General features: G+C 67.4%; 17 protein-coding genes. 5 read left to right on the top strand and 12 right to left on the bottom strand.

Annotated elements, in window-relative coordinates; translation table 11 throughout:
• Positions 1-24 precede the first annotated feature (24 nt).
• The gene (gene ppa, locus U9J41_RS16090; protein WP_322403197.1) at positions 25-561 is read left to right on the top strand and encodes an inorganic diphosphatase; all 537 of its coding nucleotides are present in this window, start codon (positions 25-27) and stop codon (positions 559-561) included.
• An 86-nt stretch (positions 562-647) separates the two neighbouring features.
• On the opposite strand, the gene U9J41_RS16085 is transcribed toward ppa, so the two are convergent.
• From U9J41_RS16085 to U9J41_RS16040, 10 genes are all read right to left on the bottom strand, one after another.
• Positions 648-2,105 carry a PA domain-containing protein gene (locus tag U9J41_RS16085; RefSeq protein ID WP_322403196.1) on the bottom strand — a complete coding sequence of 486 codons (1,458 nt, stop codon included), beginning with the start codon at positions 2,103-2,105 and terminating at the stop codon, positions 648-650.
• On the bottom strand, positions 2,092-2,484 hold the full coding sequence (locus U9J41_RS16080) for a post-PEP-CTERM-1 domain-containing protein (protein WP_322403195.1): 393 nt from the start codon (positions 2,482-2,484) through the stop codon (positions 2,092-2,094). The genes U9J41_RS16085 and U9J41_RS16080 overlap by 14 nt, the downstream gene beginning before the upstream one ends.
• Before the next feature lie 13 nt (positions 2,485-2,497).
• Complete coding sequence (locus U9J41_RS16075) at positions 2,498-3,166, bottom strand: choice-of-anchor J family PEP-CTERM protein (protein WP_322403194.1); 669 nt, start codon at positions 3,164-3,166, stop codon at positions 2,498-2,500.
• A 243-nt stretch (positions 3,167-3,409) separates the two neighbouring features.
• A complete protein-coding gene (locus tag U9J41_RS16070) occupies positions 3,410-4,480 on the bottom strand; it encodes a branched-chain amino acid ABC transporter permease (RefSeq protein ID WP_322403193.1) in 1,071 nt (356 codons plus the stop codon).
• Complete coding sequence (locus U9J41_RS16065) at positions 4,480-5,499, bottom strand: branched-chain amino acid ABC transporter permease (protein WP_322403192.1); 1,020 nt, start codon at positions 5,497-5,499, stop codon at positions 4,480-4,482. Before U9J41_RS16065 ends, U9J41_RS16070 begins: the two co-directional genes overlap by 1 nt.
• Before the next feature lie 13 nt (positions 5,500-5,512).
• Positions 5,513-6,238, bottom strand: coding sequence for an ABC transporter ATP-binding protein (locus tag U9J41_RS16060; protein ID WP_322403302.1), 726 nt, complete (start codon positions 6,236-6,238; stop codon positions 5,513-5,515).
• Between the two features lie 22 nt (positions 6,239-6,260).
• Positions 6,261-7,040 carry an ABC transporter ATP-binding protein gene (locus U9J41_RS16055; protein ID WP_322403191.1) on the bottom strand — a complete coding sequence of 260 codons (780 nt, stop codon included), beginning with the start codon at positions 7,038-7,040 and terminating at the stop codon, positions 6,261-6,263.
• Between the two features lies 1 nt (position 7,041).
• On the bottom strand, positions 7,042-8,238 hold the full coding sequence (locus U9J41_RS16050; protein ID WP_322403190.1) for a substrate-binding domain-containing protein: 1,197 nt from the start codon (positions 8,236-8,238) through the stop codon (positions 7,042-7,044).
• 35 nt (positions 8,239-8,273) lie between these two features.
• Positions 8,274-9,146, bottom strand: a complete 873-nt coding sequence (locus tag U9J41_RS16045) for an alpha/beta fold hydrolase (protein WP_322403189.1) — start codon at positions 9,144-9,146, stop codon at positions 8,274-8,276.
• A gap of 99 nt (positions 9,147-9,245) precedes the next feature.
• Positions 9,246-11,606, bottom strand: coding sequence for a TonB-dependent receptor (locus U9J41_RS16040; RefSeq protein ID WP_322403188.1), 2,361 nt, complete (start codon positions 11,604-11,606; stop codon positions 9,246-9,248).
• A gap of 351 nt (positions 11,607-11,957) precedes the next feature.
• Between U9J41_RS16040 and U9J41_RS16035 the strand changes: the two genes are divergently transcribed.
• Together U9J41_RS16035 and U9J41_RS16030 are read left to right on the top strand one after the other, a co-directional pair.
• Positions 11,958-12,878, top strand: coding sequence for a LysR family transcriptional regulator (locus U9J41_RS16035; RefSeq protein ID WP_322403187.1), 921 nt, complete (start codon positions 11,958-11,960; stop codon positions 12,876-12,878).
• Positions 12,875-13,354 (top strand): GNAT family N-acetyltransferase, encoded by a 480-nt coding sequence (locus U9J41_RS16030; RefSeq protein ID WP_322403186.1) that lies wholly within the window; start codon positions 12,875-12,877, stop codon positions 13,352-13,354. The genes U9J41_RS16035 and U9J41_RS16030 overlap by 4 nt, the downstream gene beginning before the upstream one ends.
• Positions 13,355-13,390: 36 nt before the next feature.
• Here the strand turns inward: U9J41_RS16030 and U9J41_RS16025 are convergent, their stop codons facing one another.
• The gene (locus U9J41_RS16025; RefSeq protein WP_322403185.1) at positions 13,391-14,527 is read right to left on the bottom strand and encodes a GNAT family N-acetyltransferase; all 1,137 of its coding nucleotides are present in this window, start codon (positions 14,525-14,527) and stop codon (positions 13,391-13,393) included.
• Between the two features lie 27 nt (positions 14,528-14,554).
• Between U9J41_RS16025 and U9J41_RS16020 the strand changes: the two genes are divergently transcribed.
• Positions 14,555-16,609, top strand: coding sequence for an NAD(+) synthase (locus U9J41_RS16020; RefSeq protein WP_322403184.1), 2,055 nt, complete (start codon positions 14,555-14,557; stop codon positions 16,607-16,609).
• 47 nt (positions 16,610-16,656) lie between these two features.
• A complete protein-coding gene (locus tag U9J41_RS16015; RefSeq protein WP_036236923.1) occupies positions 16,657-16,995 on the top strand; it encodes a P-II family nitrogen regulator in 339 nt (112 codons plus the stop codon).
• A 410-nt stretch (positions 16,996-17,405) separates the two neighbouring features.
• Here U9J41_RS16015 and U9J41_RS16010 read toward each other — a convergent pair whose 3' ends face one another.
• On the bottom strand, positions 17,406-18,032 hold the full coding sequence (locus U9J41_RS16010) for a trimeric intracellular cation channel family protein (RefSeq protein ID WP_200958299.1): 627 nt from the start codon (positions 18,030-18,032) through the stop codon (positions 17,406-17,408).
• Positions 18,033-18,104: the final 72 nt, after the last annotated feature.

Raw genomic sequence — 18,104 nt, 5'->3', positions numbered from 1 at the left:
TTCCCCTGCAACCAAGGACTATCCATGAGCCTGAATAACGTCAACGCCGGCCGCGATGTGCCGAACGACTTCAACGTCGTCATCGAAATCCCGATGAATGCCGACCCGATCAAGTACGAAGTGGACAAGGAATCGGGCGCAATCTTCGTCGACCGCTTCATGGGTACCGCCATGCACTATCCGTGCAACTACGGCTACATCCCGAACACGATCGCCGACGATGGCGACCCGTGCGACGTGCTGGTGATCACGCCGTTCCCGCTGATCCCGGGCGTCGTCGTGCGTTGCCGCGCGCTGGGCGTGCTGAAGATGACCGACGAAGCCGGCGGCGACTCGAAGATCCTGGCCGTGCCGGTCGAAAAGATCCTGCCGGTGTACGCGAACCTGCAGAAGGTCGAGGACGTGCAGGAACTGACCCTGCGCCAGATCCAGCACTTCTTCGAGCACTACAAGGACCTGGAAAAGGGCAAGTGGGTCAAGGTCGAAGGCTGGGCAGGTCCGGATGCGGCCAAGGAAGAGATCCTCACCGGCGTGAAGAACCACGAATCGGGCGCCAAGTAAGACGCCGACGGTGCCCGCACCGTCCTCGGCAAGGGCCGCCACCGTCGGGTGAGCGGCCCTTTGTCATTGGCGGCCTCGCCGCCCGCTCACCACCCGATGTCGCGCAGCAGCGGGAAGGTCAGGTCGCGCGGCGGCGCCACCGCATGGGTGAGGTCGTCGTTGATCGCCGGTTCCATCAGCTGGTTCGGCTTGGCCTCCGTCGTGTAGTGCGACACGGTCGAGCCCGGTGAGTAGGTCGTCGGCGTGTACAGCAGGATGCGTCCGGCGTTGTCGGTGCCGGCGAGGCGGGTCGTGTCGAGGCCGAGGCTGGCGACGACGCCCGACTGCGTGCGCGAGCGGCGCTGCAGGACGGCCTTCAGCGCGACGCCGTCGGCCTGCGTGATGCGCACGGACGGGATCGTGATGGCGGGATCCGTGCCGCTCATGCCGGCCACGTCGCCCGGCTGGTTGTCGGCGACGATCATGCCCAGCGCCCCGGCGGCCTGCACGTTGCGGGCCTTGGTGACGAAGTCGCACGAGCCGCGGTCGACGAGGGCCACGTTGCCGTGCACGGCGAGGGCGTTCAGGGCGTTCAGCGGATCGCAGGCGAGGCCCGTGCCGTCGGCCTGGTCGACGACGGGCATCAGCTGGCCGGCGACGGGCGGATTGGACAGCGGCGGGCCGAACGACGCATCGCCGACCGCATAGTTGCCTGCGGCCTGCCCGGCCGCGCTGCCGCCGACGGCCAGGTTGGACGAGGGCGCCAGTACCTGGGGCACGGCGGCCGTCACGATGGGGCCGTTCCAGGACAGGCCGCGCCATGTCACGGCCGAGGCGGCGCGTTCGGCGTCCGTCATTTCCACCCACAGCTTGCCAGTGCGATTGTTCAGCAGGTAGTAATCCCAGATCGATGGGATGCTCTGGATTTCGGCGCCCGTCTCGTCGTCCGTGAACGTCTGGAAGCCGAGACCGTGCGCGAACTCGTGCAGCAGGACCGTGACGAGGTCGATCTGGTCGCCGAAGTTGTCGTCCAGGCCGAGGTAGAAGCCGGAGCCGGGCAGGCAGTCCGGGAACAGGCCGAGGCGCGCATTGAAGCGGGCGACGATGTGCGGCGCGCCCGGCGTCGAGATGTCCTCGCCGGCCAGCTTGCTGGCCAGCGCGCTCGGATACCAGGTCGCGGCGCGCGGCGCCTGCGGGAAATCGGACCAGATCTCGTAGGCGCCGGCCGACCCGAGCACGGCGCTCGTGGCCGTGCAGGCGAGCGGCACGAACGAGGCGCCGATGCGGATCGGCACGCTGCTCGTGAGCGTCGCGCCCCAGAGTTCGGCCGCGCGCTGGAACGCGTTCAGGCGCTGCTGGCCGAGCGTCGTGCCGGGATTGCCGCCGACGGGCGCGGCCGGGGTCGGGTCGTTGAATCCGATCCCGGCATCGTTCTGGTTGACGATCACGATGGTGGCCGCGGCCCGGGCCGGCGCGGCGCCGCCCAGGGCGAGGGCGCAGGCGGCGGCCACGCAGGCGGCGGCGCCAAGGGCCCGCCGCAGCGGCGAAGGTTCAGCGGCTTTCATGGGCTTTCTCCCCGTGGTTGTGGTCGAGGGCATGGCCGACCGCGGCCTCGCCGTGCACGCATTCGCTCGTCAGCTTGCCGTCGGGGCCGCGCGTGACGACGTCGTAGACCATGGTCTTGTCGCCCAGGCGCACGCCGCGCGAGCCGTCGCTGCGGCTCACGGGACTCGGCGCGCGTGGCGCCGCCAGGCCGGCGGACGCCGGTGCCCTGGCGCGCAATTCCCTGAGTTCGTCGGCTGTCGGGGCGCGCATCTTGCCCGTTTGCGGATCGCGCACGACGACCATGCCTTCCTGGCCGGCGGCCTTGGCATGCAGCGAGAAAACGGCCATCAGGCAAAGGGCGGCCAGCGTACCGATGGTGAGCAGTTTTTGCTTGGACATGGCGTTTCTCCGATCAAAGGCGCGACTCGCGGCGCAGCAGGGGGAACATGCCCAGGCCCAGCGCCAGCATCATCCAGTGCGCCGGTTCCGGTACCGCCGTTACGACCGAGACCGTATCGAGGCCCACATAGTTCAGGGTATCGGCCGGGCCCAGGTAGCGGAATGCGAAGCGGCCGCTGCCGTTGTCCGTGACGGTGGCCGTGAACTGCTGCCAGTCCGTCGGGTAATTGGCCGCGCCGCCGACCGTCGCCAGCAGGGTCGAGAAGTCGGCCACATCGGTGCCCGCGCCGGATGCGTAGCGCACTTCGAGCATGTCGTTGAAGCCGGGCAGGTCGTCGTGGCGCGTGTAGAAGCTCAGCGTGGTGGTGCCGGACAGGTCGAGGACCGGGGTGATCAGCCAGTTGTCGACGCTGCCGCTGCCGTTCGCGGCGCCGAGGAAGTTGGCGGCCGCGTAGGCATCCGGTGCGCCGGACTGGGCCGGGAACAGCGCACCGTTGCCCTGGAACCAGCCGCTGCCGGGCGGGACGCTGTTATTGACCTGGGCCCATCCGCCAAGGGCCGCGACATTGTCGAATCCTTCGTTGAGCACTTCGACCCCGGCCGCACGGGCGCTCGATGCGCCCGGCACGGCCAGCGACAGCGCCAATGCCGCCGCCGCGTACAAGGTTTTTACGGGTTTCATGGAAGCCCTTTCATGGAAGCCAGTAGGATGGTGGACCGCTCGCGCTGGCTGGTCGACGAGGCCATAGCAGGGCTCATCTTATGAGTCGGATGACAATGAATTTTGATATTTAGCTAACGAACAGCCTGGACAAATCGGAGGTACTGTCGGGTGGGACCGATGAGTGCTTGACGCGGTCTGGCGGGGAGGAACGATGAGGTGATGCTTCGTGGGCACGGGGTGCCCACGAGGATGTTTGCCGAATTAACGCCCGGCCCGGCGCAGGCGCAGCTTGCCGACGATGCCGATCGGGAAGAAATAGATCGAGAGAATGAACAGCACGCCCAGCCACAGCATCCAGCGGTCCGGCTGGAGGGCGGCGGCCAGCAGCGGTACGCCGGACACCATCGCGGACGCCTGCCCCATCAGCACTTTGAGATAGTTCTGGGCGAGGATGAACAGCGTCGCGCCGACGACCGCGCCGTACATCGTGCCCATGCCGCCGATGACGACGATCAGGAGGATGTCCGTCATGATCTCGAAGCCGAGGCTCGTCTTCGGCCCGACGTAGCGCAGCCACAGGGCCATCAGCGCGCCCGCCAGCGCGGCGGCGACCGCGGCCAGCACGTTCGCCCAGATGCGGTAGACGACGGTGCGGTAGCCGAGGGCCTCCGCGCGGAATTCGTTCTCGCGGATCGCCTGCAGGACCCTGCCGAACGGCGAATTCACGAGGCGCAGCAGGAACAGGAACAGCACGAGGCAGCCCGCGAACACGATGTAATAGGTGATCAGCCTGCCGTCGACGGCGCGCCCGAACACGTCGTGGTCCACGAATGTGTGGCCGGGCGACAGCAGTTCCGGCACGCTGAACGTGCGGCCGTCTTCGCCGCCCGTGAAATCCGACAGCTGCGATGCGAGCACCGAGAACGACGAGGCCACGGCCAGCGTGATCATCGCGTAGAAGATGGCGCGCACGCGCAGCGCGAACAGGCCGACGACGAAGGCGAGTACGACCGTCAGTGCCAGCGCGGCAGCCAAGCCGACGACGATCGCGCTCCACGTCGGCTCGTCCACGCTGGACAGGGCGATGCCCACCCCGTACGCGCCGATGCCGTAGAACATCGTGTGGGCGAAGGAGACGATGCCCGTATAGCCCAGCAGCAGGTCGTACGAGGCGACGAGGACGATGTACACGCAGATCGTGGCCGCCGTGTTCAGCGGGCGCGCGCCGGAAAAGAGGAAGGGCGCGAACAGCAGGCCGAGCAGGATGGCGACGAGGATCGCGGACAGCAGTCGGCTGCGTGGCAAGTCGCCGGAAAGAACGCGGATCAGCATCAGTGGCGTCCTTTCGCATACAGGCCGGCCGGGCGCCACAGGAGGACGGCGATCATCAGCACGATGTTCGAGACGAGCGCCACCTTGGGCGCGAGGAACCCGGCGTAGTTGCCGACGAGGGCGATCAGCAGCGAGCCGATGAAGCAGCCGCCGACGGAACCGAGGCCGCCGATGATGATGACGATGAAGGTCAGCACCATGATCTCGCTGCCCATCTGCGCCACCAGCGTCTCCTTGTACAGGCCCCACATCACGCCGCCCAGGCCCGCCAGCGCCGACCCGGCTGCGAACACGCCCACGAACAGGCGGCGGATGCGGTAGCCCATGGCCTCGACCATTTCTCCGTTTTCCACGCCGGCGCGGATCAGCAGGCCGATCTTGGTGCGGTTCAGGGTCAGGAACATCGCGGCGAATACGACGAGGCCGACGGCGACGGCGAGCAGCCGGTATTTCTCGATCGCGGCGTCGCCCAGGAAGATGGCGCCGCGCAGGGCGGCCGGCAGCGGCAGGGCGATCTGGTCGGCGCCCCAGATCACGTTGATCAATTGCTCGGACACGATCATGCCGCCCATCGTCACCAGGATCTGTTTCAGATGTTGGCCGTACACGGGCATGATGACGACCCGTTCGAACGCCCAGCCGAGCAGCCCCGTCACGACCATCGCGAGCAGCACGGCGAGGCCCAGCACGCCGAGGTTGGCCAGCAGCGAATCCGTCTCGAGCCAGCCGCGCATCGGCAGCAGGACGAAGGTCGCGGTGAAGGCGCCGACCGAGACGAAGGCGCCGTGGCCGAAGTTCAGCACGCTCATCAGGCCGAAGACCAGCGTGAGGCCGCTGGCCATAATAAAAATCATCATGCCCATCGCGAGCCCGGCCACGGTCAGGGTGACCCACGTCGGGACGCTCATGAAGGGCAGCGCCGCCAGCACGACGGCCGGCACGAGCAGCAGCGGGGCGATGTCGCGCCGCGCGGCCGGCAACGGGGCATCCGCCTGGGCGATCGGTAAGGTTGCGCTCACGTGGTTTTCCTGTTCATTGGTGGGAGTCGAGGGACAGGCCCAGCAGGCGTTGCTGCAAGGCTTCGTCGTGCGACAGGTCGTGCATCAGGCCGGCGTGGACGACGCGGCCGTCGTCCATCACGCCCACGCTGTCGCCGAGCGTGCGCACGAAGTTGAAATTCTGCTCGACGAGCAGGATGGTCGTGCTCGTGTCCTTGAGGTCGCGGAACGCCGCCATCAGGCTTTGCACGATGGCGGGGGCGAGGCCCTTGGTGGGCTCGTCCACGAGCAGCAGCTTCCTGGGCTCGACGATGGCGCGCGCGATGGCCACCATCTGCTTCTGCCCGCCCGACAAATTCCCGGCCGGGTAGTTCCAGAATTTCTTCAGCGCGGGGAAGAAGCCGCAGATCCAGTCCACGCGCGCCGCGTCCAGCGGGCCGTTGCGGGCGGCGAGATATAAATTCTCGCGCACCGTCAGTTCGGAAAACACCGCCATGCTTTCCGGGACGTAGGCGATGCCGGCGCGGGCGATGTCCGGCGTGCTCAGCGTCGTGATGTCGCGGCCGTCGAACGTGATGGCGCCACGGCTGGCCTTCCACAGGCCCATGATGGTGCGCAGGGTCGTCGTCTTGCCGGCGCCGTTGCGGCCCAGCAGCACGGCCAGGCCGCCGCGCGGCACGACGAGATCGACGCCCTGCAGGATGTGGTACTGGCCGATGTGCGTGTGGACACCGGACAGCGTCAGGATGGGTTCGCTCATGGGCAGCTTCATGTCCGGGACGTCATGCGGGTTCAGGGGTGCCAAGATAGGCCTCCTGCACGATTTTCGATCGCATCACCTCGGCCGGCTCGCCGTCCGCCACCAGCGCGCCGTTGTGCAGCACGATGATGCGGTCGGCGAGCGCGCGCACGACGTCCATCTTGTGCTCGACGAGCAGCACCGTCTTGTCGCGCCCGGCCTTGACCTGGTGGATCAGTTCCAGCACGACCGGCACTTCGTCCACGCTCATGCCGGCCGTGGGTTCGTCGAACATCAGGATGTCCGGCTCGAGCGCGAGCAGGATCGCCACCTCGAGCTTGCGCTGGTCGCCGTGCGGCAGCGTGCCGACCAGCGCGCCGCGCCGGGGCGTCAATGCCACGCGTTCCAGGTAGTGTTCGGCGCGCTGGATGACTTCCGTGTGGCCGGACCACAGCGACAGCATGCGCATGCCGATGCCGGCGCGGCTCTGCACCGCGAGGCGCACGTTTTCCAGCACGGTCAGGTGCGGGAACAGGTTCGTCAGCTGGAACGCGCGCCCGACGCCCAGGCGGGCGCGGCGCGCGGGGCCGAGGCGGGTGACGTCCTGGCCGCGCACGGTCACGCTGCCGGACGTCGCCGCCAACTGGCCCGACACGAGGTTGAAATAGGTCGTCTTGCCGGCGCCGTTCGGGCCCACGATCACGGTCAGGGTGCCCGGATAGAACTCGGCCGTCACCGCGTCGACGGCCACGTGGCCGCCGAAGCGGATGGTGAGGTCGCGCGTGACGAGTGCGGGCGCGGGCGCGGCGTGCGTGGCCGTCATGTCAGCGCTTGTTCCGGATGGGCAGCGGCAGCTCGCTGGCCGGGATCTCGCGCACCAGCTCCAGCAGGTCCCACTCGTTCTTCTGGTCCTTCTTGATGCGGAAGTGGTACATGGGCTGCAGCGCCTGGTGGTCTTCCTTGCGGAACGTCATCGTACCCTTCGGTGTCTCGAACGACATGCCTTCCATCGCCGTCACCATCTGGTCGCCATTCCCGGACGGGACCTTCTGCAGCGCCGCGACGACGGCCGCCGCCGCCGCCATGCCGCCGGCCGTGAACATGTCGGGCGGGACCTTGTAGCGCTTCGTGTGCTCGGCCACGAGCCAGTCGTTCATCTTGTTCTTCGGGAAGCCGTAGTAGTAATTGATGGTGCCTTCGGTGCCGGCGTACGCCTTCCACGTCTTCATCACGGGCAGGATGTTGCCGCCCGGCGCGAGCGAGATGCCGTAGCGTTCCGGCTTCATCTCCGCGATCTTGTTCATCGGGTTCGGGCCGGCCCAGACGATGGCCAGCACGCGCGGCTGCGGCTTGTCCTTCAGCGCGTCGAACAGGCGCTGCGTGGGCGCCGTGAAATCGGTCGCGGCGGCCGGGGCGTATTCCTCGTGCACGACGGTGGCCTTGCTGCCGGTCGCGGCCAGCGCTTCCTTGCCGGCCTTGATGGCGTCGCGGCCGAACGCATAGTCCTGCGCGAGGAACGCGATGCTGCCGCTCTTCAGCGTGGAGGCCGCGGCCAGCGCGTCCTGCATCGAATTGCGCGCGGTGCGGAAGATGTACTTGTTCCACCGGGCGCCCGTGATCTCGTCGGCGACGGCCGGCTCGACGATCAGCACCTTCTTGTATTCCTTTGCGACCGGCAGCATCGCGAGCGCGGCGCCGGACGACGTGGTGCCGACGGCGATGTCGACCTTGTCGTCGCCATAGGCCTCGGCCAGCAGCGTGCGCGAGAGGTCGGGCTTGCCCTGGTCGTCCTTGACGATCACTTTCAGCTTGCGGCCGTTGATTTCCATCTTGCCGCCGGTGAGGTAGTCGAGGCCCAGCATGAAGCCGGTCTCGGTTTCCTTTGCATAGGATTCCAGCTGGCCGGTCTTGCCGGCGATCAGGGCGACCTTCAGGTCCGGGGCGGCCAGGGCGGACCCCGTTGCCGTCAGGGCGAAGGCGGCGAACAGGGCCAGGGGCAGGGGTTTGATCAGGCGTTTCATGTTGTCTCCATGTTTGTGGGCACGGGGTGTCCACCCTACGGTGCAGTGGCCAGGAATTTCACGATGGCGTCCAGCGCTACGGGTTCGGTCAGCATCGGCGCGTGGCCGACGTTCGGCACGTCGACGTAGGCCATCGCGGGTGCCGCGCGCCGCATCCACGCGGCTTGCCGTTCTTCCAACAGGTCGGACAGCGCCCCGCGCACGAGCAGGACCGGGCGCTCGTGCGTGAGCTTGCGGAACGCCATCCGCAGCGGCAGCGATGTCGGCCTGAGTTTACCGGTTTGCAGGGCGATGGCAATGTTCGGGTCGTAGCGGGGCGCCAGCCGGCCGGCGGCGTCCGGGGCGAAGGCGCGGCGCGCCCATTTGTCCCATTCGGGGGCGTCGTTGTCCGGGAAGGCGCAGGCGTTGATGTCGCGCACGTAGCCGGCGGCGTCTTCCCACGAGCCCACGGTGCCCGTCCGGCCCGCGTAGCCGGTGATGCGCGCCAGGCCTTTTTCCGAGATGACGGGGCCGATATCGTTCAGCACGGCGGCGGCCACCAGGTCGATGCGGCGCGCCGCCAGCGTCATGGTGATCAGCCCGCCCATCGACGTGCCGATGAATACGGCGCGCGCGATGCCGAGGTCGGACGCCAGGCGGACGACGTCGCCGGCGTAGACGCCCGGCGTGTAGTTGTCGTGATTCGGATCGCGCTGCGACTCGCCGCGGCCGCGCACGTCGAGCGCCAGCACGCGGCGTCCCAGCGCGGCGATGCGCGGGGCGAGTTCGTCGAAGTCGGACGCGTTGCGCGTCAGCCCGTGGATGCAGATCACGGGCAGCCGCGCCGGCCCGCCCGCGCCCGCGTAGTCGCGTGCGTGCAGCGACAAGCCATCGTCACTGGTGAAGGTGATGTCGGTGTAGGTGGACATGTGACCGTTTGGTTTGTTGACTGGCGCGTCGAGCGTCGAGCGTGGGGCGCCTCGGCGGAGAGCCCCGGCGGGAGCTCTCCTCGCGGTCCGGACGGACGATCAGAACTTCACGTCCAGCGTCGCGCGGACGCTGCGCGGGTCGCCATAGAACGCGGTGACGGAATTGAAGAAGCCGGAGAAGTTATAGCCGGCCACCTTGTAGCGCTTGTCCGTCAGGTTGCGGCCATGCAGGCCGACCTGGTACTTGCGGTCGGCACTGGTCCAGACGAGGCCCGCGTCCCACAGGCCGAAGCCACCCTGGGACAGCGCCAGGTTGCCGGGAATGGTGGCATCCAGGCTGGGGACGCCGGTCGGGCGCGCGATCTCGGTCTGGTACACCTTGCTCTTGTAGGCAATGCTGTTCATCAGGCTCAGCGTGCCCGAACGGCCCGCCAGCGCGAGCGGCCAGTCGTAGTTCACGGACAGGTTGGCGGCGTTCTTGGGCGTGTTCTGGAACTCCGTGCTGCCCGCGATATTGACCAGGTTGGCGCCGTTCGCGACATACCATTCCTTGTACTTGGCATCGATGTGGCTGTACATCGCGCTGACGCTGAGCGCGTTGGTGAGGTAGGCGATCATTTCCAGTTCGAGGCCGTCGATCTTCGCCTTGCCGGCATTCGTCAGCGTGCCGGCGAAGCCGTTCACGTTGCCGTTCGCGTCGAAGGTCGGGATCGAGCCGGGAATCTGGACGTTCTTGTAGTCGGTGTAGAACACCGCGGCATTCGTCTGCAGGCGGCCGCCGTGCATCGACGACTTCAGGCCCAGCTCGATGGTGCTGACTTCTTCCGGATCGACGCCGCGGCGCTTGGCCAGCGAGGCCGCCGTGTTCGGGCCGCCGGATGCCGTCAGGTCCATGCGCGGATCGAACATGCCGCCCTTGAAGCCCTTGGAAAACGTGCCGTACACATTGTGGTCCGGCGCGAACTTCCAGCCGATGCCGACCTTGGGCGTGAACTTCTTGTCGGTGCGGTCGAGGTCATCCTTGCCGAGATTGGTGTTCGGCGGCCCGAACGCGAAGGCGGCCGGATTGCCCAGCAACGCCGATCCACCCAGGCCGAGATAGGTCTGCTTGAAGATGCGCGCGCGCCGCTGGTCGTCCGTGTAGCGGCCGCCGACCGTGACGTTGAACGTGTCGGTCAGGCTGTAGCTGGCGTCGGCGAAGGCGGCCCACGTGCGGGTGTCGATGTCGTCGTACGTCAGCAGCGACAGGCCGCCGGCGGCGTTGTACAGGACGTCGAACTTGTTGAAGGCGTTGGCCTTCATGTAGAACACGCCGGCCACGCCCTGCAGGCGCGAACCGGTGTAGGTCAGCTGGAATTCCTGGCTGGTCTGGTGGTCGCTGTAGATCGCGGGTGCCTCGAACAGCGGCGTCTCCAGCGAATCGAAATCGATCGGGGCATACGATTCCGACTTGCGGTTGGCGGTGATCGACTTGAACGACAGGGTCGGATCGATGGTGTAGTCGATCAGCAGCGACGTGCCCTGGTTGATCACCTGCTGCTTGTGGCCGACCACCGAGTACAGGTCGGCGCGCGTGTCGTACAGGCCGGGCAGCGGCTGGATATTGGCCGGCGCGGGGCCCGCCGTCACGCGATAACCCTGGCGCGGTTGCGAGTCGTCGACCGTGCGGTCGTAGGCGAAGCGCACGAACAGGTCGCTGGTCGGCAGCAGTTCCGCGCTGATGCGGCCGGCCCACAGGTCCTTGTTGTAGTTCTGCTGGCCGGTGAGGACGTTGTGGCCGAAGCCGTTGCGGTTGAAGGTGGCGAGCGTGCCGCCGAGGCGCAGGATGTCCGTCACGGGCGTGCTGGCCTTGACGACGAGGTCCGCCTCGCCGTAGTTGCCCACGGTGGCCTTCGCGTCCAGCATGGGTTTCGGGGCGAGCTTGCGCGTCACGTACTTGACGGCGCCGCCGATCGTGTTGCGGCCGTACAGCGTGCCCTGGGGACCGCGCAGCACTTCGATGCGTTCGAGGTCGTAGATGTCGGTGAGGGCGCCCTGCGGACGCGCCAGGTAGACGTCGTCGAGATAGATGCCGACGCCCTGCTCGTAGCCGGCCACGGGGTCCTGCTGGCCGATGCCGCGGATGAAGGCGGTCAAGGTGGTGTTGGTGCCGCGCGACGTCTTCAGCGTGGTGTTCGGCACCTTGTCGGTGAGCGCGGTGAGGTCGGGGATGGCCTGTTTTTCGAGTTCGGCGCCGGACAGCGCGGTCACCGCGCCCGGCACGTCCTGGATCAATTCGGCGCGGCGGCGAGCGGTCACGACGACCTTGCTGATGTCTTCCGTGGCGGACGCGGCGGGGGCAGTGTCCGCGTCTTCCTGGGAATGGGCGACCCCGATCGTGCTGCCGTACATTGCCATGAGCACGGCAATGGACATGGCGGAGCGGGCGGGGTGGTGCAGTTTCGGCTTGCTAACACGCATTGAATGTCTCCTGATTTTGTTTGGTGTTATGCGTTCAGGTACGTTTCGCATGATCGGAGTGTGCCTCGGATGAAACTGGTTGAATAGACAACGCCACGCCCACCGGTTGTGCATTTATGCACAGCACGCCGGAACCGCCCATCGCAGGCGGCGCCAGAGGGCGCGGCACGTTGCAATGCCCGGAAAACCGCTCTGCTGTGCATACGCAAGAGATATTCCGAAAACGTTGCAGCGGCAATGTGCACTGGTGCACAATATGTCACCTTGATATCAAACAACGGGTTCTCGAAAAAGCCGCACTGAGCGGTGACCCCATGCGTGACGGGTCGGCGGGGACCGGGGGAGACGAACTTGCACAGCCTGCCGGAGTGGACGGATTTGCGGTTTTTCCTGGAGCTGGCGCGCGCCGGCACCCTGTCGGGGGCGTCGCGCCGCCTCGACGTCGAGCACACGACCGTCGCCCGGCGCATCGACCGCCTGGAGCAGCAACTGGGGACGACCCTGTTCGACCGCTCGCGCGAAGGCTACGAGCTGACGGAGATGGGCCTGGCCCTGCTGCCGCACGCCGAGGCGATGGAAGGGGCGGCGCTGGCCGCCACCGAGCAGCTGGGCGGAGCCGAAGTGGCGGCGCACGGCGTCGTGCGGCTCGGCGTGCCGGAAGTGTTCGGGGTGCGCGTCGTCGCGCCCCTGCTGGTGACACTGTTCGACGAGCACCCGGACCTGTCGATCGACCTGCTGGCGCTGCCGCGCTTCGCCAACCTGGCCAACCGCGAGGCCGATCTCGGCGTCATGCTCGATCCGCCGTCGACGGGGCGCTACATGGTGACGCGCCTCGCCTCGTTCCGTTTCTACCTGTACGCGTCGCCGGCGTATCTGGCCAAGCACCCGCCCATCCGCACGCATGCGGACCTGGAGCACCACCACTTCGTCGACTACGTGCAGGACCGCCTGGCCAGCCGCGAACTGTCGTACCTGAACGAACTCGGATTCACGCCGCGCCGCCGCCTGTGCTGCTCGGGCATGGGGGCGCAGATCGAGGCGGCGTCGCTGGGCATGGGCCTCATGATGGCGCCGCCGTACGCGGTGCCGGACGACGGTCGCCTCGTGCCCGTCCTGCAGGGCTTTTATGCGGAGCGCTCGTTCTGGCTGGCGGCGCCGACGGACCTGTACCGGCTGCGCCGCGTGAAGGTCGTGTGGGACCTGTTGCGCGACCTGGCCGACAACAATCCGAAGCTGTGGTGGGACAAGGGCGACATCGGGCGGGCGGCATGATCCGCGACTACGTGCCGGCCGACCGCGCCGCCGTCAACGCCGTCGCGCTGGCCGCGTTTGCCCAGTATGCGGGCGACTACGCGGACTGGCCCGCGTTCAGTGCCGGCATCGGCCGCATGGCCGACCTGGCGGGCGATGGCGACCTGCTGGTGGCCGAGCGCGCCGGCCGCGTCGCCGGCGCCGTCGTGCACGTGGGGCCGGGACGGCCGCGCAGCGCGATCTATCCGGACGACTGGTCGGTGCTGCGCATGCTGGTCGTCGATCCGGACCGGCGCGGCGGCGGCATCGGGCGGGCCCTGGTGGAGGCGGCGCTCGAACGGGCGGTGCGTGCGCACGCCCCGGCCGTGGGCTTGCACACGAGTCCCATCATGGCGACGGCGCTGCGCATGTACCTGGCCCTCGGCTTCGTGCGCGAGCATGATCTGCCGCCGATTCGCGGCGTGCCGTATGCGCGTTATGTGTTGCGGTTGACGTGACGCGTGGGCACGGCGTGCCCGCCCTACCGCCGGCGGTCATCGCCGGAACGGATTGCGGTCGTTGAGCTCGTCGATGTAATCGTCGATCCCGCCCGCTTCGCGCTCCAGGAAGCGCTCGACGGCATCCGCGAACGACGGATGCGCGAGCCAGTGCGCCGACCAGGTCCGCGTCGGCAGGAACCCGCGCGCCATCTTGTGTTCGCCCTGCGCGCCGCCTTCGAACACCTGGATGCCCTGTTCGATGCAGAATTCGAGCGGCTGGTAGTACGCGGCCTCGAAGTGCAGGCAGGGCACGTGTTCCAGCGCGCCCCAGTAGCGGCCGTATAGGGTGGTCGCGTCGTGCACGACGAGCGAGGCCGCGATCGGGTGGCCGTCGCGCTCCGCGATCACGAGCAGCAGGTTGGCCGGCATCGCCTTGCCGATGCGGCGGAAGAAATCCAGGTTCAGGTAGGGCTTGGAAAAGTGTTCCGAATAGGTGTTGCGGTAGCAGCGCGTGAAGAAGCGCCATTCCTCGTCCGTGATGTCGGGGCCGCGCACGCGCCGCAGCGAGACGCCGGCCTCGCGCACCTTGCGCCGCTCGGCGCGGATGTTCTTGCGCTTCTTTTGTTCCAGGGTCGCGAGGAAGTCGTCGAAGGTCGCATAGCCCGCGTTCATCCAGTGGAACTGCACGCCGCTGCGCAGCAGGAAGCCGGCGTCGGCCAGCTGTTTCGCTTCCTCGTCCGGCGGGAACAGCACGTGGGTGGACGACACCTCCGTCGCCTTCTGCGTCTTCACGAGAACGTCGACGAGGGCCGCCCGCGCGTGCGCGTCGCGCGCGAGCAGGCGCGGGCCGGCGACGGGCGTGAACGGGATCGCGGACAACAGCTTCGGATAATAGTCGAGGCCATGCTCCTGGTAGGCGTTGGCCCAGGCCCAGTCGAACACGTATTCGCCGTACGAATGGGCTTTCACGTACAGGGGCAGGGCGGCGACCAGGCCGTCGGCGGCGTCGTACAGCGCGATGTATTGCGGCTGCCAGCCCGTTTCCGGTGTCGCGCTGCCGGATTCGTGCAGCGCGTGCAGGAAGGCGAAGGACAGGAACGGGTTCGGCGCGTCCTGCAACGCGACCAGGGTGTCCCACCGGGCCTGCCCGATCTCGGACAGAGAAGAAACGATATGCGTGCGATAATTCAAGATGACTTCCGTGAGCTGTTGAGACCTATGGATAAGCGATTCTTCAACCTGTATTCCCACGATTTCGCGCGCGTGGCCGTCGCCAGTCCGGCTTGCCGTGTCGCCGACCCGGCCTTCAACGCGCAGGAAACGATCCGCCTCGCGCGCGCAGCCGCGGACAACGGCGCCGTGCTGGCCGCCTTCCCCGAACTGGGCCTGTCGGCCTACACGTGCGACGACCTGTTCCACCAGCGCGCGCTGCTCGATGCCGTGCTGGACGCGCTCGCCGAGGTGGTCGCGGCGTCCAGCACGCTCCCGCTGGCGCTCGTCGTCGGCGCGCCGCTGCGCGTCGGCCACGTGCTGTTCAACTGTGCCGTCGTCGTCGCGGGCGGTCGCATCCTGGGCGTGGTTCCGAAAAGCTATCTGCCCAATTATGGCGAATTTTACGAAAGTCGGCAGTTCAGCGCGGCGGACAACGCGGCAGTCGACCATATGTCGCTGCTGGGCCAGGACGTGCCGTTCGGCCCCGAGCAGCTGTTCGAGCTGGAGAATCAGCCGCTGCTGCGCTTCCACGTCGAGATCTGCGAAGACGTGTGGGTGCCGATCCCGCCGTCCTCGTACGCCGCGCTGGCCGGCGCGACGGTGCTGGTGAATTTGTCGGCGTCGAACGTCGTCGTGGGCAAGAGCGGCTATCGCCACCAGCTCGTGGCGCAGCAGTCGGCGCGCTGCCTGGCCGCCTACCTGTACACGTCGGCAGGGCAGGGCGAATCGACGACGGACATGGCGTGGGACGGCCAGTCGCTGATCTACGAAAAGGGCGACCTGCTGGCCGAGTCCGGGCGCTTCCTCGGCGACTCGCACCTCATCTTCGGCGACGTCGACCTGGAGCGCCTCTCGGTCGACCGCATGCACACGACGACGTTCGCGCAGTCCGTGCGCCGCCATTCGCACGAGGTGGATAAATTCCGCGTGCAGAAATTCGCCGTGCCGCTGCCGCTCGAGCGCGACCTGCCGCTGGCCCGCCTCGTCGAGCGCTTCCCGTACGTGCCGGCCGACGGGCGCCGGCGCGACGCGCGCTGCACGGAGGTCTACAACATCCAGGTGCAGGCGCTGGTGCAGCGGCTGCAATCGTCCGGCCACCGGAAGGTCGTGATCGGCATCTCCGGCGGCCTCGATTCCACGCACGCGCTGCTCGTCTGCGCCAAGGCGATGGACAAGCTGGACCTGCCGCGCACGAACATCCTCGCGTACACGATGCCGGGCTTCGCGACGAGCGAGCGCACCTTGCGCCAGGCGCGCGAACTGATGCGCGTCGTCGGCTGCACGGCGCACGAAATCGACATCCGCCCCAGCTGCATCCAGATGCTCAAGGACCTCGGCCACCCGTATGCGGAAGGCGCGGAACAGTACGACGTCACGTTCGAGAACGTGCAGGCGGGCGAGCGCACGAGCCATCTGTTCCGCCTCGCGAACCATCACCACGCGATCGTGATCGGCACCGGCGACCTGTCGGAGCTGGCGCTGGGCTGGTGCACGTACGGCGTGGGCGACCACATGTCGCACTACAACGTCAACGCGAGCGTGCCCAAGACGCTGATCTCGCACCTCGTGCGCTGGGTCGCGGACACGAAGCAGGTCGGCGAGACGGGTTCCGATGTGCTGATCAAGGTGCTGGAGACGGAGATCTCGCCGGAACTGGTGCCCGGCAAGGCGGGGGACGCGAACAAGCCGGCGCAGGTGACCGAAGACTTCATCGGCCCGTACGAACTGCAGGACTTCAACCTGTACTACACGATCCGCTACGGTTTCGGCCCGGCCAAGGTCGCGTTCCTGTCCTGGAGCGCATGGCGCGACGCGGCGTATGGGCCGTGGCCGGAAGGCGGCAACCCGGCGCGCAACCAGTACGACCTCGCGGCGATCAAGAAGAACCTGGGCATCTTCCTGTGGCGCTTCTTCAAGACGAGCCAGTTCAAGCGCTCCTGCGTGCCGAACGGACCGAAGGTCGGCAACGGCGGCTCGCTGTCCCCGCGCGGCGACTGGCGCGCGCCCAGCGATTCGGAAGCGACCGTGTGGATGGCGCAGCTGGCCAGGATTCCAGATTGACCGGGTGCCATGCGATAATCCCGGGAAAACCGGAATAGGAGATAACCATGAAACAGATTACCTGCGTGATCAAGCCGTTCAAGCTGGACGAAGTGCGCGAAGCGCTGGCCGAGGTGAACGTCACCGGCCTGACCGTCACGGAAGTGAAGGGCTTCGGCCGCCAGAAGGGCCATACGGAACTGTACCGCGGCGCCGAATACGTGGTCGACTTCCTGCCCAAGGTGAAGATCGAAGTGGTGGTCGACGATGCGCTGACGGAGCAGGTGGTGGACGCCATCATCAAGGCCGCGCGCACGGGCAAGATCGGCGACGGCAAGATCTTCGTGCAGGAAGTGGAGCAGGTGATCCGCATCCGTACCGGCGAGACGGGGCCGGACGCGGTTTAAGCCCGCGCGCGTCGTCCCGCGAAGGCGGGGATCCAATTTCAGCCGGCGGGCCGCGAACAACTTGGGTTCCCGCCTGCGCGGGAACGACGGTTTGAAGCCAGACGCGTCGCCTCCGTGCACTCTCCGCCGCGCACACCCGTCGTCCCCGCGAAGGCGGGGATCCAATTTCAGCCGGCGGGCCGCGAACAACTTGGGTTCCCGCCTGCGCGGGAACGACGGTTTGAAGCCAGACGCGTCGCCTCCGTGCACTCGCCGCCGCGCACACCCGTCGTCCCCGCGAAGGCGGGGATCCAATTTCAGCCGGCGGGCCGCGAACAACTTGGGTTCCCGCCTGCGCGGGAACGACGGTTTGAAGTCAGCAGGCGGGACGCGAACGACGGCTTTGTTGCTGAAGGCGAGTGCAGCGCCTGCTACCGTCCCAGCCTCAGATCGAACTTCCACGTCACCAGCCGGAACACGACGATGAACATCGCGCTGGACCACAGCGCGAAATCGTGCGGGAAGCCGTTCATCCCCAGCAGCAGGAACATCCAGTTGCCGAGGAAAGCGCAGATGGCGTAGGGCTTGCCGTCCCTGAACACCATCGGCACTTCGTTGCAGACGATGTCGCGCATCACGCCGCCGCAGATTCCCGTGATCACGCCCATCATTGAGGCGATGAACAGGGGCATGCGCGCGTCCAGCGCGGACGACACGCCGGCCACGGAAAACAGGCCCAGGCCGACGGCGTCGGCGATGACGATCAGCCGTTCCGACACGATCTGGCGCAGCGTGCGGATCAGCGGCGTCGCGACGAGGGCCAGCACGAAGATCAGGATCGCGTATTCCTGGTGGATCACCCAGAACAGCGGCCGTTTATCCAGCAGGATGTCGCGCACGGTGCCGCCGCCGAACGCCGCGATGAAGGCGACCGTGAACACGCCCACCACATCCATCCGCTTGCGCCGGGCCTCGATGAATCCCGAGAACGCGCCCACCAGGATCGCGACGATCTCGATGACGGTGATGAGGTGGATGCCGCGGCCCGTTGTCTCCATCTTGCTAGACTAACATGCCGACCCCGGCGCCGTCAGCCCCGTAGGTGGGCACCCCGTGCCCACGCGGAAGCA

Source organism: Massilia luteola (assembly GCF_034420155.1).
Taxonomy (GTDB): Bacteria; Pseudomonadota; Gammaproteobacteria; order Burkholderiales; family Burkholderiaceae_D; genus Telluria; species Telluria luteola.
The sequence above is the reverse complement of the archived record's forward strand: the minus strand, read 5'-3'. Positions and strand labels throughout refer to the sequence as shown.

What these genes read in the sequence shown, in the direction of transcription:
- ppa (WP_322403197.1), top strand. Translation starts at nt 25, where the DNA reads ATGAGCCTGAATAACGTCAACGCCGGCCGCGATGTGCCGAACGACTTC.
- U9J41_RS16085 (WP_322403196.1), bottom strand. Translation starts at nt 2,105, where the DNA reads ATGAAAGCCGCTGAACCTTCGCCGCTGCGGCGGGCCCTTGGCGCCGCC.
- U9J41_RS16080 (WP_322403195.1), bottom strand. Translation starts at nt 2,484, where the DNA reads ATGTCCAAGCAAAAACTGCTCACCATCGGTACGCTGGCCGCCCTTTGC.
- U9J41_RS16075 (WP_322403194.1), bottom strand. Translation starts at nt 3,166, where the DNA reads ATGAAACCCGTAAAAACCTTGTACGCGGCGGCGGCATTGGCGCTGTCG.
- U9J41_RS16070 (WP_322403193.1), bottom strand. Translation starts at nt 4,480, where the DNA reads ATGCTGATCCGCGTTCTTTCCGGCGACTTGCCACGCAGCCGACTGCTG.
- U9J41_RS16060 (WP_322403302.1), bottom strand. Translation starts at nt 6,238, where the DNA reads ATGAGCGAACCCATCCTGACGCTGTCCGGTGTCCACACGCACATCGGC.
- U9J41_RS16055 (WP_322403191.1), bottom strand. Translation starts at nt 7,040, where the DNA reads ATGACGGCCACGCACGCCGCGCCCGCGCCCGCACTCGTCACGCGCGAC.
- U9J41_RS16050 (WP_322403190.1), bottom strand. Translation starts at nt 8,238, where the DNA reads ATGAAACGCCTGATCAAACCCCTGCCCCTGGCCCTGTTCGCCGCCTTC.
- U9J41_RS16045 (WP_322403189.1), bottom strand. Translation starts at nt 9,146, where the DNA reads ATGTCCACCTACACCGACATCACCTTCACCAGTGACGATGGCTTGTCG.
- U9J41_RS16040 (WP_322403188.1), bottom strand. Translation starts at nt 11,606, where the DNA reads ATGCGTGTTAGCAAGCCGAAACTGCACCACCCCGCCCGCTCCGCCATG.
- U9J41_RS16030 (WP_322403186.1), top strand. Translation starts at nt 12,875, where the DNA reads ATGATCCGCGACTACGTGCCGGCCGACCGCGCCGCCGTCAACGCCGTC.
- U9J41_RS16020 (WP_322403184.1), top strand. Translation starts at nt 14,555, where the DNA reads ATGGATAAGCGATTCTTCAACCTGTATTCCCACGATTTCGCGCGCGTG.
- U9J41_RS16015 (WP_036236923.1), top strand. Translation starts at nt 16,657, where the DNA reads ATGAAACAGATTACCTGCGTGATCAAGCCGTTCAAGCTGGACGAAGTG.
- U9J41_RS16010 (WP_200958299.1), bottom strand. Translation starts at nt 18,032, where the DNA reads ATGGAGACAACGGGCCGCGGCATCCACCTCATCACCGTCATCGAGATC.